Raw genomic sequence first — 14,007 nt, forward strand, 5'->3', positions numbered from 1 at the left:
GCCTACCCCTTCGCCGGACGGAAGACGGGAAGGGTGATCTTGTCGTCGAGCGCCTGGAAGGCGACCTCGAGCTTCATGTCGAGCTCGAGCGCTTCGGGGGTCTGCGGGCAGTCGATGATGTTGCTCATCATCCGCGGGCCCTCGTCGAGCTCGACCACGGCGATGGCGTAAGGCGGCGTGAAGCCGGGCGCGGCGGGCCGATGGTTGATCACGTAGCTGTAGAGGAAACCCTTGCCGCTCGCCTTGAAGATGCTGACCTTGCGCGAGGCGCAGGACGGGCAGAACGGCCGCGGCGGGAAGTAGACATGCGCGCAGGCGTCGCAGCGCTGCAGGCGCAATTCGCCGGCTTTGGTGCCGTCCCAGAAATGCTGGGTCTCCGGCGTCGGTTTCGGTCGCGCGCGCTGCGGTTCGGCCATGTTGGCGGCTCCTCCAGGAGACAGGCTTGGCGCCCGCCTGTTTCGATCTTGATGCGACAATCGGCTATCGTGCGTCAACGGTCCAGCAATACGCATGCATGCCATCATGCGCACAGTGCTTGTGTCGAGCTGAGCCAGCGCTATAGATTGCGCGCGCAAATATTCCGTGAGACAGACATGCCCGATTTTCCGACACTGGCGAAGCTCGCCGAGGACCTCGAAAGCGGCCGCACCACCGCCCGCAAGCTGGTCGAGGCGTGCATCGCCAGGATCGCCGATCCCTCAGGCGAGGGCCGGCGCACCTTCCTCCATGTCGACAAGGACGCCGCGCTCGCGGCCGCGGACGCGATGGACGGCTTGCGCAAGGTGAAGGCCGCGCCGTCGCGCTATGCCGGCATCCCGGTCTCGATCAAGGATCTGTTCGACATCAAGGGCCAGGTGACGCGCGCCGGCTCGCGCGCCCTCGACGATTCTCCGCCGGCCGAGCAGGACGCGGCAACGGTGGCGCGGCTGCGCAAGGCCGGCTTCATCGTGATCGGCCGCACCAACATGACCGAGTTCGCCTATTCCGGCATCGGCATCAATCCACATTACGGCACGCCGAAGGGGGCCTGGAACCGGGCCGAGGGGCACGTGCCCGGCGGCTCCTCCTCGGGCGCGGCGGTGTCCGTGCTCGACGGCATGGCGCATGGCGCGCTCGGCACCGACACCGGCGGCTCCTGCCGGATTCCGGCGGCCTATAACGGCATCGTCGGCTACAAGCCGACGCAGCGGCGCGTGCCGCTGGACGGCTCGGTGCCGCTGTCGTTTTCGCTCGACAGCATCGGTCCCTTGGCGCGATCGGTCAGCTGCTGTGCCATTCTCGATGCCGTGCTCGCGAACGAGCCGATCGCCGCGCTGAAGCCGCGTCCTGTGAAGGGCATGCGGCTGGCGGTGCCGACCACGATCGCGCTCGACGACCTCGACGCAGCGGTAGCTGAGACCTTCGAGCGCGCGCTGACATCGCTGGCCGATCACGGCGCCATCATCGAGCGCATCGAGATGGCCGAATTCCACGAGATCGGGCCGATGAACGCCAAGGGCGGCTTTGCCGCGTCCGAGAGCTATGCCTGGCATCGCTATCTCATCACCGCCAAGGGCGACGTCTACGATCCCCGCGTCTCCGTGCGGATCATGCGCGGCGAGGCGCAGAGCGCGGCCGACTACATCGATCTCCTCAACGAGCGTCGCTCGCTGATCGCCCGCGTCAATGCGCGCCTCGCGCCCTATGACGCGCTGGTGCTGCCGACCACTGCGAACACGCCGCCGAAGATCGCCGATCTCGCCGACGACAAGGCCTTCACCACGCAGAACCTGCGCGCGCTGCGCAACTGCACCCTGATCAACATGATCGACGGCTGCGCCATCTCGATCCCTGCGCATCGCCAGGGCGACGTTCCGGTCGGCCTGATGCTGGCGGGCGCGGGCGGGTCGGACCGCCGTATCTTTGAACTTGCTGCCGGCATGGAGGCCGTCATTCGTGTTTGATCTCACTTTCACCGTCGACGCCCGGGGGACCACCACGCCGTTGACGCTGGCGATCGACCAGATGGTCATCGCCGGCTGGACCGGCCGCGATCCGGTCGCGCGCGACAAGCACATCAAAGAGCTGCAGGAGATGGGCATCGCCCCGCCGGCGTCGACCCCGATCTACTACCGCGCCTCGGCGCGGCGGCTGACCCAGGAAGACGGCATCGAATGCACTGGCGGCGATTCCAGCGGCGAGGTCGAGTTCGTGCTGATCGGTTGGCAGGGCCGCATCTTCGTCGGTTGCGGCTCCGACCACACCGACCGCAAGGTCGAGGCCTACAACGTCACGGTGTCGAAGCAGATGTGCGACAAGCCGATCGCCTCCACGCTGTGGGAGCTGGAGGACGTCATCGGCCATTGGGACCAGATGATCCTGCGCTCCTACGCCACGATCAAAGGCGAGCGCGTGCTCTACCAGGAGGGCACGCTGGACGCGATGCTGCCGGTCGCCGACCTCATCGCGCGCGGCTTTGATGGCGGCAGGTTCCCCGACGGCTGCGCCATGTTCGGCGGCACCTTCGCCGCCAAAGGCGGCATCCGCCCTGCCGACCGCTTCGACTTCGAGCTGGAGGACCCCGTGCTGAAGCGCACGATCAGGCACGGCTACGACGTGGTGACGCTGCCGGTGAGAGGATAGCTCGGTTTTGGGGGCGGTGGAGGATAGTTGGTTCATAAGCGACGGTTCCGTAGGGTGGGCGAAGCGAAGCGTGCCCACGTCTTGCGAAGACGTGGGCACGGCGCAAGAGCGCCTTTGCCCACCCTGCGAAACTGCGTTGCGGGCACAACTCTCTCCACGTCATTGCGAGGAGCCCTTGCGACGAAGCAATCCAGACTGATTCCACGGTGGCACTCTGGATTGCTTCGCTGCGCTCGCAACGACGGAAAGATAGTCATCGGAAATCGGGTGGCGGGGTGAACGCCGAGCTGCAAAGGTGATTGTTATGACAATGACCGCACGCAAATCGCCCCAAGCGCCGTTCGCCGACCTCGCATCTCATGTCGATGCCCTCGACTGGCCGCAGATCACCGCCGAGCTCGACTCCCAGGGCTGCGCCGTCCTGAAGGGCCTGCTCACGCCCGATCAATGCCGCGCCGTGGCCGCGCTCTATCCGGAGGACGCCAACTTCCGCAGCCGCATCGTCATGGGCCGTCACGGCTTCGGCCGCGGCGAGTACAAATATTTCGCCTATCCGCTGCCCGACCTGATCGCGCAATTGCGGCCTGCGCTGTACGCACATCTTCAGCCCGTGGCCAATGGCTGGAACGAGGCGATGGCGATCGACATCCGCTATCCCGACAGCCATGCTTCATTCCTGAAGCGCTGTCACGAGGCGGGGCAGGCGCGGCCGACGCCGCTGCTGCTGCAATATGAGGCCGGCGACTACAATTGCCTGCATCAGGACCTCTACGGCGAGCACGTGTTTCCGATTCAGGTCGCGATCCTGCTCTCCGAGCCGGGCCGCGATTTCACCGGCGGCGAGTTCGTGCTGACCGAGCAGCGCCCGCGCATGCAGTCACGCGCCGAAGTCGTGCCGCTGGCGCAGGGCGATGCGGTCGCCTTCGCCGTGCACCATCGCCCGGTGCAGGGGACACGCGGCATCTATCGCGTTAATCTGCGCCATGGTGTCAGCCGTATCAGGTCCGGCCAGCGCCACACGCTGGGTGTGATCTTTCATGATGCGAAATGAGCGCGGGCATTGACGTCTGATCTGTTCGACAGCGTCGCCGAGGCGCAGCCCTCGCGCGAGGAGATCGCCGACGGCGCCGTGCTGCTGCGCGGTTTCGTCACGCCGATCGAGAGCGAGTTGATCGAAGCGGTGCGCGCCATCGTGGCGCAGTCGCCGTTCCGGCGGATGACCACGCCCGGCGGCCACCTGATGTCGGTGGCGATGACCAATTGCGGCGAGCGCGGCTGGATCGCCGATCACACCGGCTACCGCTACGATCCGGTCGATCCGCGCACCGGAGCGCCATGGCCGGCGATGCCGCCCGTGCTGCGCGATCTCGCTCGCCGCGCGGCGGAGCAGGGCGGCTTTCAGGACTTCGCGCCCGATGCCTGCCTCGTCAATCGCTACGAGCCCGGCACGCGGCTGTCGCTGCATCAGGACAAGGACGAGCTGGATTATTCGGCGCCGATCGTCTCGGTATCGCTCGGCCTGCCCGCGACCTTCCTGTTCGGCGGCATGGCGCGCAGCGACAAGCCGCGGCGTTTCCGTCTGGTGCACGGCGACGTCGTGGTCTGGGGCGGGGCCAGCAGGCTCGCCTATCACGGCGTGGCGCCGCTCGCCGAGGGCGAGCACGCGCTGCTCGGGCGGAGGCGGATCAATCTCACCTTCCGGAAGACACGCTGACGCGTTTGCTCGCGGGCCTGCCTCGTCTAAGCTGGCGGCAGGGGAGGCGGCGTCATGACGAACATCGAGCATTCGGCCGATACGGGAGCGGGCAGGCGGACCGGCCTTTATCTTGCCGCGCTGCAATTCGTGTTCACGCTGGGCTGGACCACCTACGTCGTCTATCTGCCAAAGCTCGCCGCCGAGGTCGGCATCGCGCCATCAGCCGTCATCCTCATCCTGATGCTCGATCAGGCGATCTTCACCATTGCCGATACCGCAATGGGCCTCGCCGCCGACAAGCTCGCGCCTTATGTCGGCAGGCTCGGCCTGTTCGTCGGGCTCGTGACCGCGATCTCCTGCGCGGCTTTCGTTGCGCTGCCCTTCGTCGCCGGAGCCGGTGCGGCCGCGCAAGTCTGGTTCATTGCACTGATCGTGGTCTGGTCGGTCACCTCCTCCGCGCTGCGCGCGCCGCCGCTGACCTTGCTCGGCAAATACCGCGCCAAGCCGCAGGTGCCGTTCCTCGCGGCGCTGGCGATGCTCGGCTACGGCGTCGCCGGCGCGGTCTCGCCCTATCTCGGCGTCGTGCTGCGCGAGCACGATGCGCGGCTGCCGTTCGTGATCTCGAGCGTGGTGCTGCTGTTGACGGCGCTCGGCCTGTCCCGCATCGAGCATGACGTGGCGCGCGATGTCGCGCCGCCGAAGCCGGACGAGGCAGCAAAGCCGCTCGGCCTCGTTCCGATCGCCTTCATCGTCGCGATGGTCGCGCTCGCCCTCGGCTACCAGCTGCACTTCGCCGTGAACAGCGCGCCGTCCTACTTGCGGTTCGCCGCCCCCGGTGAATTGCAATGGCTGATGCCGGTGTTCTGGATCGGCTTCAACATTGCGATGTTCCCGGCGAGCCTCGTCGTCAAGCATCGCGGCGGCCTGATCGTGATGGGCGCCGCCGGATTGCTCGGCGCGGTCGCGATCGCGGCGGCCGAGTTCGCCGGCAGCCTCAACACGCTGATCGCGGCGCAATTTCTCGCCGGCGCCGCCTGGGGCTGCATGCTCATGAGCGCGATCTCGGCTGCGCTCGCGATCGGCTCGACCGGCGCGGAAGGAAAGGTCACGGGGCTGGTCTTCTCCGCCCTCGCGCTCGGCACGTTTGCGCGCATGGCGGCCGTCGCCGGCGGTCTGCAGAAGATGCCGGAATATGCCCCGTTGCTGCACTGGACGCCGGTCGCCTGCTGGTCGGTCGCGGGCGCCGGCCTCCTGGTGATCGCCGCGGCGCGACTGCAGGGCCCGTCCGGTCTCAAGGCTTCGGCGGGTGGATGAACGCCCATGGGCTGACTTCCGAATCCCGCGGCACTTCCACCGAGATCAGATACGGTCCGCTGTGGCTCAGTGCCTTCTCCAGCACGGCCTTGAACTGATCCGGTGCAGTGACGCGCGCAGCCGCAACGCCAAATGACTCCGCGAGCTTGACGAAATCCGGATTGACGAGGTCGGACGCCACCACGCGGCCGTCGAAGCGTTCGCGCTGGTCGCGGCGGACATTGCCGTAGGCATTGTTGTTGAACACCAGCGTCACCACGCCGATGTTGAACTGCACGGCCGTGGCAAGCTCCTGCACGCCGAACATGAAGCCGCCGTCACCGGTGATCGCCACCACGGGCTTGTCCGGGTTCGCTACCTTGGCCCCGAGCGCGGTGGGAAAGCCCGAGCCGAGCGTGCCCTGGTAGCCAGAGGTGATGAAGGTGCGCGGCTGGTAGACCGGAAAACCGTACCAGGAGGCGAAACCGACCTGAGACAATTCGTCGGTCACTATCGCGTTCGGCGGCAGCACCTCGCGCAGGATGTTGAGATACGCCATCTGCGGCTGGATGCGCTGGATCTCCGCCTGTGCGGTCGCGGTGGCCTCGCGGATGTCCTCCCGCCGGCCGCGGGTCCGCGCATAGCCGGCCTTTTTCACCGCCGTGACGAGATCTGCCGTTCCGGCTTTGGCATCGGCGACGATGGCGGCATCGACCACGACCCGGCGCATCTCGGTTGGGTCGATGTCGATCCGAACGGATTTCAGCCCCTTCGGCTGATAGGGCCAACGGAAGCCCGATGCCGGCAGCTCGGCGCGGGTGCCGATTGCGATCATCAGATCGGTTGCCGGCCAAAGCTTGTAGGCCGCGGCCATGGTCAGGCCAAGCTCGTGCGCGTTGGAGACGATGCCGCGCCCGCTGCGGAAGGCGACGACGGGCGCATCGATCATCTCGGCGAGTTCGAGGATCTCCTCGCCGGCCTCGATCGCGCCGCTGCCGACGAAGATCATCGGCGCCTTGCTGGCCTTGATCAGCGCGGCCGCCTGCTTCACCAGATCAGGGTCGGGTTGCGGGGCGGGCAGGGGCTCCAGCACCCGCGCAGGGCCGGTGTCGGCGCGTTGGGTGAAGACGTCCCAGGGCATCTCGACCGAGGCCGGACCGCGCCGTCCCGACATCATCTCCTGGAACGCGCGCGCCACGACCGTCGGCGCGTTGCCGGGATATTCGATGCGGTCGGCCCATTTCACATAGGTGCGCAGGGTCGCGAGCTGATCCGGCATCTCGTGCAGATGGCCACGGCCCTTGCCCAGAAACTGCGTCGGCACCTGGCCGGTGACGCACAGCACCGGCTCGTTGCAGCCGAACGCGGTCAGCAGCGCCGCGCTGGCGTTGAGCACGCCGGGGCCGGGCACCACGCTGAACACGCCGGGCCTGCCGCTGGAGCGCGCATAGCCGAACGCCATGTAGCCGCAGGCCTGCTCGTGCCGAGCGCCGATCACCTTGAGCTGGGCCTGGTGGAAGGCGTCGAACAGGCCGTAGACCTGCGCGCCGGGCAGGCCGAACACGGTATCGACGCCGTGGGCGACCAGGCCGCTTACGATTGCTTCGCCGCCGCTGAGGGTGGTCATTGCGCTCATCCACTTCAATTGAGGTTCAGGAATCCTCGACGCCGCCATTTTGGCAGAACTCACCCGCGGCTTCGAACAACATCAGCCTGCTTGTGCTTCCGCCTTCAGGGCGTCGTGGATGTTGTTCCGCTTCCAGCTGGTGTCCTTGTCGTTGATCTGCATGTCGAACGACAGGGCGAACTTGCCGGCGGCAAAGACCGGATCGAGATGGCGGGAGAGCGCCTGGAAAACCTGCTCGCCGGCCTGTTGCCGCGTCTTGAGGTCGCGGCCCTCGCCGATGCGCAGCACCATGTCGAGAAAGGCGTAGTCCTGCCTGTTGTCGGCGACCGCATAATGCTCGCAGCGGATGGCGCGCACGCGGATGCCGCCGAGTGGGAAGATGCCGGTCTCGCTGGCTGCCTTGCGCACCACCTCACACACCTGCTTCATATCGAGCCGGCCATCGAGATTGGCCGAATATTCGATCGTGAAATGCGGCATCGCGGTTCACTCCCTCGTTATGCCTCTCAAGCGAAGTAGCAACTGACCGAGCCGTAGGCGCCATAGTCGGCCTGAATTGTGTCGCCCTTGCGGGTCTCGATCGGACGGATGAAAGACCCCGCAAGCACGACCTGGCCCGGTTCGAGCGCCAGCCCAAGCGGCGCGATCTTGTTGGCGAGCCAGGCGACCGCGGTCGCGGGATGATTGAGCACGCCGGCGGCGAGGCCAGTTTCCTCGAGCTGACCGTTCTTGAAGCACAGCGCGCCGATCCAGCGCAGGTCTGCCTCGAGCGGGCGGATCGGTCGTCCCCCGAGCACGATGCCGGCATTCGCCGCGTTGTCGGCAATGGTGTCGAAAATCTTTCGCGTCGCTTTCGTCTTGGGATCGACGCGCTCGATCCGCGTGTCCAGGATTTCCAGCGCCGGCACGACGAAGTCGGTGGCGTTGAGCACGTCGAACAGCGTGCAGTCCGGGCCTGAGAGCCGTTTGCTCATGACGAAGGCTAGCTCGGCTTCGACCCGCGTCGCGATGAAGCGCCCGGTCGGAATGATCCCGCCGTCGGCAAAGAACATGTCGTCGAGCAGCACGCCGGAATCCGGTTCGTCGATATTGAGCGCGCTCTGCATCGCCTTCGAGGTCAGGCCGATCTTGTGGCCCCGGACGATGCGCCCCTCCGCGATCTTGATATCGACCCAGGCCTTCTGAATCGCGTAGGCGTCGGCGATGGTGATATCAGGGAAATCCTGTGAGAGCTGCCGGATCTGCGAGCGGGTCCTTTCCGCCTGGTGCAGACGCCTCGCGCAAGCTTGGATATCGTCGTCGGAAAGCGCCATTTGCCATCTTACGAATTGGGGTGCGGAAAGATGCTTAACATGTTAAATGAATGCGTCAAACCCCGTTCCGGTTTGCTGCACCGCAAACTTGCCGCGGTTTGAAAGGGCGCCATGGTGAAAAAGCCGGCTGATCCAGCCAACGGGAGCGCGCCCGCCGCACGGCAGGTGCCGATGCGCGATTTCTCGCGCTCGCTGCCGATGTCGCTGCTGCGGGCCCGCGAGGCCGTGATGCGGCAGTTCCGTCCCTCGCTGCGCCAGCACGGCTTGACCGAGCAGCAATGGCGTATCCTGCGCGCGCTGGCGGCGATCGAGGCGGTGGAGGTCACGGAACTCGCGCGCACGGCGTTCCTGCTCGGACCGAGCCTGTCGCGCATCCTGCGCGATCTCGAAGCGCGCAATCTGATCGAGCGCAAGACGGCGAAAGCGGACCAGCGCCGCAGCATGGTCTCGATCTCGAAAGAAGGGGTGAAGCTGATGGCTGCCGTGGCGCCGAATTCGGAGGCGATCTATGCCGAGATCACGCGACGCTTTGGCGCGCACAAGCTGGCCGAATTGCAGGAGATGCTGGGCGAGCTCGAACACAGTCTCGCCGGGCTCGGAAGCGCGGATGATACCCTCGCGGAGGGATGACCCCAGATATGCGTGCGTGCACGGCGAGAGCCATGGACATTCACGCTTTTTTTCGCTCAAAGTGCGGCCCAACTCGATCCGCGGCCAGTGAGCGCAACAGGGAAGGAAAGGCAACGTGGCGAACAAAGTCAAAGAGATCTGGAAGTCGGGCAAGGCCGTGGTCAACGCGTGGCTTGCGATTCCCTCCGGCTTCTCGGCCGAGATGATCGCGCAATGCGGCTTCGACAGCGTCACCGTCGACATGCAGCATGGCGTGCAGGATTATCTGTCGATGGTGCAGTGCTTCCAGGCGATGGACAAGCATCCGATCACGCCGATGGTCCGCGTGCCCTGGAATGAGCCCGGCATCATCGGCAAGGTTCTCGACGGCGGCGCCTATGGCGTGATCTGCCCGATGGTCAATACGCCGCAGGAAGCCAGAAACCTCGTTTCCTATTCCAAATATCCGCCGAAGGGCGTGCGCTCCAACGGTCCGATCCGCGCCGGCATGTACGGCACCGCGGGCTCCTACCAGAAGACGGCCAACGACGAGATCGTGCTGCTGCCGATGATGGAGACCCGGACCGCGGTCGAGAACATGGAAGCGATCCTCGATGTCGAGGGCATCGACGGCGTCTATATCGGCCCGTCCGATCTCGGCTTCTCCTACGGCCTCGAGCCCAAGCTCGACCGCAGCGAGCCCGAGATCCTCGCGATCTACGAGAAGATCATCAAGGAGTGCGGCAAGCGCGGCCTCAACCCCGGCATCCATTGCAGCGGCGCCGAAGGCGCAGCGCGCGCCATCAACATGGGCTTCAAGCTGGTGACGCTGTCCAACGAGGTCGGCCTGATGACGACCTACGCCAAGATGCAGGTCAATGCGACCCGCAAGGATTCCGGCGGCAAGGCCTGAGCTCTGGGCGAATGGCGAATAGGGAGTGGCGAATGGCGCCGCTCCCGTTTCCATTCGCTACTCACCATTCGCTATTCGCCTCCGAAGGAGACCGCCATGACCATCAGCCCCGTCATCCGCCTGCATCCCGATGATGGCGTGGTGATCGCGCGCGCCAGCCTGCCGCCGGGAACGGTGGTGGCCGACGGCGTGACCACGGTCGAGCGCATTCCCTCCGGCCACAAGGTCGCGATCAAGCCGATCGCAACGGGCGAGCCGGTCAAGCGCTACGGCCAGATCATCGGCTTCGCCACGCAAGCCATCGCGCCGGGCCAGCACGTTCACGTGCAGAATTGCGGCATGGGCGATTTCTCCAAGGACTACGCCTATTGCGTCGACGTCAAGCCGACGCCGAATTTCGATCTGCCGGCGACGTTCGAAGGCATCCGCCGCCCGGACGGCCGTGTCGCCACGCGCAATTATATCGGCATCCTCACTTCGGTGAACTGCAGCGCGCATGTCGCAAGCCTCGTCGCCGACGTCTTCAAGAAGAATCCCTTCACCGGCGACAATCCGCTCGCCGATTTCCCCAATGTCGACGGCGTGGTCGCGCTGACCCACAAGACCGGCTGCGGCATGACGCAGAATGAGCCGCTGGCGCTGCTTCGCCGCACGCTCGGCGGCTATGCGCGGCACGTCAATTTCTCTCACGTCATCGTGCTCGGCCTCGGTTGCGAGGTGAACCAGATCGGCGGCCTGATGGAAGAGCAGAAGCTCGCCGGCCGCTTGCGCGCGATGGACATCCAGGAGGTCGGCGGCACCCGCAAGACCGTCGAAGCCGGCATCGCCTTCGTGCGCGAGGCGCTGACTGATGCCAACAAGGTCAAGCGCGAAACCGTGCCGGCGAGCGAGCTCACTGTGGCCCTGCAATGCGGCGGCTCGGACGGCTATTCCGGCGTGTCCGCCAATCCGGCGCTCGGCGTCGCCAGCGATCTCATCGTCCGCCATGGCGGCACGGTGATCCTGTCGGAGACGCCGGAGACCTACGGCGCCGAGCATCTGCTGACGCGCCGCGCCGTCAGCCGCGAGGTCGGCGAGAAGCTGGTCGACCTCATGCGCTGGTGGGACGAATACACGACGCGCGAAGGCGCCGAGATGAACGCCAATCCGAGCCCCGGCAACAAGGCCGGCGGCCTCACCACCATCCTGGAGAAGTCGCTCGGCGCGATGGCCAAGGCCGGCACCACCAACCTCGTCGAGGTGCTGCGCTACGCCGAGCCTGTCACCAAGAAGGGTTTCGTGTTCATGGACACGCCCGGCTACGATCCGGTCGCCGCCACCGGCCAGGTCGCGGGCGGCGCCAATCTGGTCTGCTTCACCACGGGCCGCGGCAGCGTGTTCGGCTGCAAGCCGGCGCCCTCGATCAAGCTCGCCACCAACACGCCCATGTACAAGCGCATGGAAGAGGACATGGACGTCAATTGCGGCACCATCCTCGAAGGCGAGGAGAGCGTCGAGCAATGCGGCCAGCGCATTTTCGATCTCGTCCTCAAGACAGCTTCGGGACAGCCGACCAAGAGCGAGAGCTTCGATTTCGGCGGCGCCGAGTTCGCGCCCTGGGTGCTTGGCGCGACGATGTAATCGCGCCAGGCGCGCCGCGCCGCGCCGACGCAATCAGAGGACGCAGGCAGACGTTCGCGACGGCTTCGGCATCGCGTGTGATCGTCGGTGATGCAACGTTCATTCGCTAAGTAGTGATACGGAGGCTGGCGCCTCTTCGGGACTCTCCCGGCTTACATCTGGTTAACATTGTTGCCGTAGACAGGAGGCGATGCGGCTCCACAGCGTGGTGGGCCCTCCCTTTGTCGAGGATCCATCTGATGCAAGCGATACGTCCCACTGGGGTGGAAAATCTCCTCGGTGAGGAAGAGCTGATCGTATCGAAGACCGATCTCAAAGGCCGCATCACCTACGCCAATGACGTCTTTCTCCGCATGGCGAAATACCCCTGGAAGGAGCTGATGGGCGCGCCCCACAGCGTGATTCGCCATCCGGACATGCCGCGCTGCGTCTTCAAGCTGCTGTGGGACACGCTCCAGGCCAAGCAGGAAATCTTCGCCTACGTCGTCAATCTCGCCGGGGACGGCAGCCATTATTGGGTGTTCGCCCATGTCACCCCGACGTTCGACGATCGCGGCAACATCATCGGATATCATTCCAATCGACGCAGGCCCGATCCGGCGCCGGTCGAACGCATCAAGCCGATCTACAAGGCGCTGTGCGCGGAAGAGGCGCGCCACGCCAATGCCAAGGACGGCATGCGTGCGAGCTTCGACATGATGGTCGGTCTGCTCAAGCAAAACGGTGTCGCTTACGATGAATTTGTGCTCTCTCTCTAAGGCGCAGGGAGCGACTGCGGTCGCGTGCCTTCTCGCCAGCGTCGCGTTCGTCGGCTTGCTGCTCGGCTGGAGCGGAAGCATCGGTGCGGCGCCGCTCGGCGCGGCGATCCTGCTGCTCGGCTATTCCGCCTGGTGCCAGCATCGAGCGGCGGTGGCCGTCGATGAGGTCGCCGATGTCTGTCGCAAGGCGGCGCGCGGCGATCTCGAAGCGCGGATCCTCAGCGAGCGACAGGCCGGGCGGATCGGCGCCATCCAGAAGTCGGTCAACGACATGCTCGACATCACCGACGCCTTCGTCCGCGAGGCTTCGGCATCGATGGACTATGCCAGCCGCGGCAAGTATTTCCGCAAGATCCTCGCGCGCGGATTGCCCGGCTCGTTCCGCCGCTCGGCCACCGTGATCAATGTTGGCACCGACAGCCTCGGCCGCCGCGTGGTCGAGATCGCCGGCCTCGCCAATCAGTTCGGCACGCATCTCGACGAGGTTGCCGGCAGCCTCATGAGCGCCGCGACCGATCTGGAATCCGACGCCGGCCAGATGGCGGCCGCGGCGGAGGTGACCAACCGCCAGACCTCCGGCATGCGCAGCGCGTCCGAGCAGGCCTCGAGCAACGTTGCGACGGTGGCGAGCGCCGCGGAACAGCTCGCATCCTCGATCGCGGAGATCAGCCGCCAGGTGGCCGGCTCGACTGCGAGCACCGGTCGCGCCGTCGACGAAGCCAATCGCGCCGGCAACGAAATTCGCTCCCTCGCGGATGCCGCGCTGCGGATCGGCGACGTCGTCAAGCTGATCAGCGAGATCGCCTCGCAGACCAACCTACTGGCGCTCAACGCCACGATCGAGGCGGCGCGGGCAGGCGAGGCCGGCCGCGGCTTCGCGGTGGTCGCCTCCGAGGTCAAGAGCCTCGCCAACCAGACCGCGAAGGCGACCGAGGAGATCAGCGCCAAGGTCGGCGAGATGCAGCAATCGACGACCAATTCGGTCGCGGCGGTCGAGGCGATCGCCCAGACCATCGCCGAGATCGACGGCATCACCGCGAGCATTGCGGCCTCTGTGGAGCAGCAGGGATCCGCGACCCGCGAGATCGCCCGCAGCGTCCACGAGGCCTCCGCCGGCACCTCGCAGGTCTCCTCCAACGTGTCAGGTATCAGCGAAGCCGCTGCCGATACGGGCCGCGTGGCGAGCCGCGTCAACAGCGCCTCCGAGCGCGTCCACGGCGAAGTCGAGACGCTCCGCCGCGAGGTGAGGCAGTTCCTGCAGCGGCTGACCTCGGCGGCGTAAGGCCGCGCGATCGCGGCGAGATGGGGCGGGCTCTCTCCGCTGACTCGGAATCGTAGAATCGTAGGGTGGGCAAAGGCGCACTTGCGCCGTGCCCACGCAACGGAAGCCGTGGGCACGGCGCGCAAGCGCGCGCCTTTGCCCACCCTACGAGACTGCACATGTGGCGCGCCATCCGGCCTACGGTGTGACCGGGATACTTCCTAGGCACGCGCTGCCCGTTGTTAGTGCTTGATCGCACCCACTTCAGGTGTTCTGCTCAAAAAAGCTGCTGGAG

General features: G+C 66.0%; 14 protein-coding genes. 10 read left to right on the forward strand and 4 right to left on the reverse strand.

Translation table 11 applies throughout. The annotated features are described in order from the left end of the window. Nucleotides 1–2 precede the first annotated feature (2 nt). On the reverse strand, nucleotides 3–416 hold the full coding sequence (locus AC066S_RS05030; protein WP_100178942.1) for a Zn-ribbon domain-containing OB-fold protein: 414 nt from the start codon (nucleotides 414–416) through the stop codon (nucleotides 3–5). Between the two features lie 177 nt (nucleotides 417–593). On the opposite strand from AC066S_RS05030, the gene AC066S_RS05035 reads away from it, so the two are divergent. From AC066S_RS05035 to AC066S_RS05055, 5 genes are all read left to right on the forward strand, one after another. Further along, nucleotides 594–1,943, forward strand: a complete 1,350-nt coding sequence (locus AC066S_RS05035) for an amidase (RefSeq protein ID WP_478269063.1) — start codon at nucleotides 594–596, stop codon at nucleotides 1,941–1,943. Beyond that, on the forward strand, nucleotides 1,936–2,622 hold the full coding sequence (locus AC066S_RS05040; RefSeq protein WP_478269064.1) for a DUF2848 domain-containing protein: 687 nt from the start codon (nucleotides 1,936–1,938) through the stop codon (nucleotides 2,620–2,622). Before AC066S_RS05035 ends, AC066S_RS05040 begins: the two co-directional genes overlap by 8 nt. Before the next feature lie 304 nt (nucleotides 2,623–2,926). Further along, on the forward strand, nucleotides 2,927–3,673 hold the full coding sequence (locus AC066S_RS05045) for a 2OG-Fe(II) oxygenase (RefSeq protein ID WP_478269065.1): 747 nt from the start codon (nucleotides 2,927–2,929) through the stop codon (nucleotides 3,671–3,673). A gap of 9 nt (nucleotides 3,674–3,682) precedes the next feature. Further along, the gene (gene alkB, locus AC066S_RS05050; RefSeq protein ID WP_478269066.1) at nucleotides 3,683–4,336 is read left to right on the forward strand and encodes a DNA oxidative demethylase AlkB; all 654 of its coding nucleotides are present in this window, start codon (nucleotides 3,683–3,685) and stop codon (nucleotides 4,334–4,336) included. Between the two features lie 54 nt (nucleotides 4,337–4,390). Further along, nucleotides 4,391–5,632: an MFS transporter gene (locus AC066S_RS05055; RefSeq protein WP_126256389.1), complete on the forward strand. Its 1,242-nt coding sequence runs from the start codon at nucleotides 4,391–4,393 to the stop codon at nucleotides 5,630–5,632. On the opposite strand, the gene AC066S_RS05060 is transcribed toward AC066S_RS05055, so the two are convergent. The 3 genes from AC066S_RS05060 to hpaH form a co-directional block, all read right to left on the reverse strand. Further along, nucleotides 5,610–7,238: a thiamine pyrophosphate-dependent enzyme gene (locus tag AC066S_RS05060; protein WP_478269067.1), complete on the reverse strand. Its 1,629-nt coding sequence runs from the start codon at nucleotides 7,236–7,238 to the stop codon at nucleotides 5,610–5,612. The genes AC066S_RS05055 and AC066S_RS05060 overlap by 23 nt on opposite strands. Before the next feature lie 81 nt (nucleotides 7,239–7,319). Next, nucleotides 7,320–7,718 (reverse strand): 5-carboxymethyl-2-hydroxymuconate Delta-isomerase, encoded by a 399-nt coding sequence (locus AC066S_RS05065; protein ID WP_135168021.1) that lies wholly within the window; start codon nucleotides 7,716–7,718, stop codon nucleotides 7,320–7,322. Nucleotides 7,719–7,744: 26 nt separating this feature from the next. Then, complete coding sequence (gene hpaH / locus AC066S_RS05070; protein WP_478269068.1) at nucleotides 7,745–8,551, reverse strand: 2-oxo-hept-4-ene-1,7-dioate hydratase; 807 nt, start codon at nucleotides 8,549–8,551, stop codon at nucleotides 7,745–7,747. Between the two features lie 111 nt (nucleotides 8,552–8,662). Between hpaH and hpaR the strand changes: the two genes are divergently transcribed. From hpaR to AC066S_RS05095, 5 genes are all read left to right on the forward strand, one after another. Then, nucleotides 8,663–9,181, forward strand: coding sequence for a homoprotocatechuate degradation operon regulator HpaR (hpaR, locus tag AC066S_RS05075; RefSeq protein WP_126256385.1), 519 nt, complete (start codon nucleotides 8,663–8,665; stop codon nucleotides 9,179–9,181). 115 nt (nucleotides 9,182–9,296) lie between these two features. Then, nucleotides 9,297–10,073 carry an HpcH/HpaI aldolase family protein gene (locus AC066S_RS05080; RefSeq protein WP_061020197.1) on the forward strand — a complete coding sequence of 259 codons (777 nt, stop codon included), beginning with the start codon at nucleotides 9,297–9,299 and terminating at the stop codon, nucleotides 10,071–10,073. A gap of 96 nt (nucleotides 10,074–10,169) precedes the next feature. Beyond that, entirely contained in the window at nucleotides 10,170–11,693 is a 1,524-nt protein-coding gene (locus AC066S_RS05085; protein WP_126256384.1) for a UxaA family hydrolase, read from the forward strand. A 236-nt stretch (nucleotides 11,694–11,929) separates the two neighbouring features. After that, nucleotides 11,930–12,451, forward strand: a complete 522-nt coding sequence (locus AC066S_RS05090) for a PAS domain-containing protein (RefSeq protein ID WP_135162547.1) — start codon at nucleotides 11,930–11,932, stop codon at nucleotides 12,449–12,451. Further along, nucleotides 12,429–13,733, forward strand: a complete 1,305-nt coding sequence (locus AC066S_RS05095; RefSeq protein ID WP_478269069.1) for a methyl-accepting chemotaxis protein — start codon at nucleotides 12,429–12,431, stop codon at nucleotides 13,731–13,733. Before AC066S_RS05090 ends, AC066S_RS05095 begins: the two co-directional genes overlap by 23 nt. Nucleotides 13,734–14,007 lie beyond the last annotated feature (274 nt).

This window comes from Bradyrhizobium sp. CFUWI (assembly GCF_056429085.1).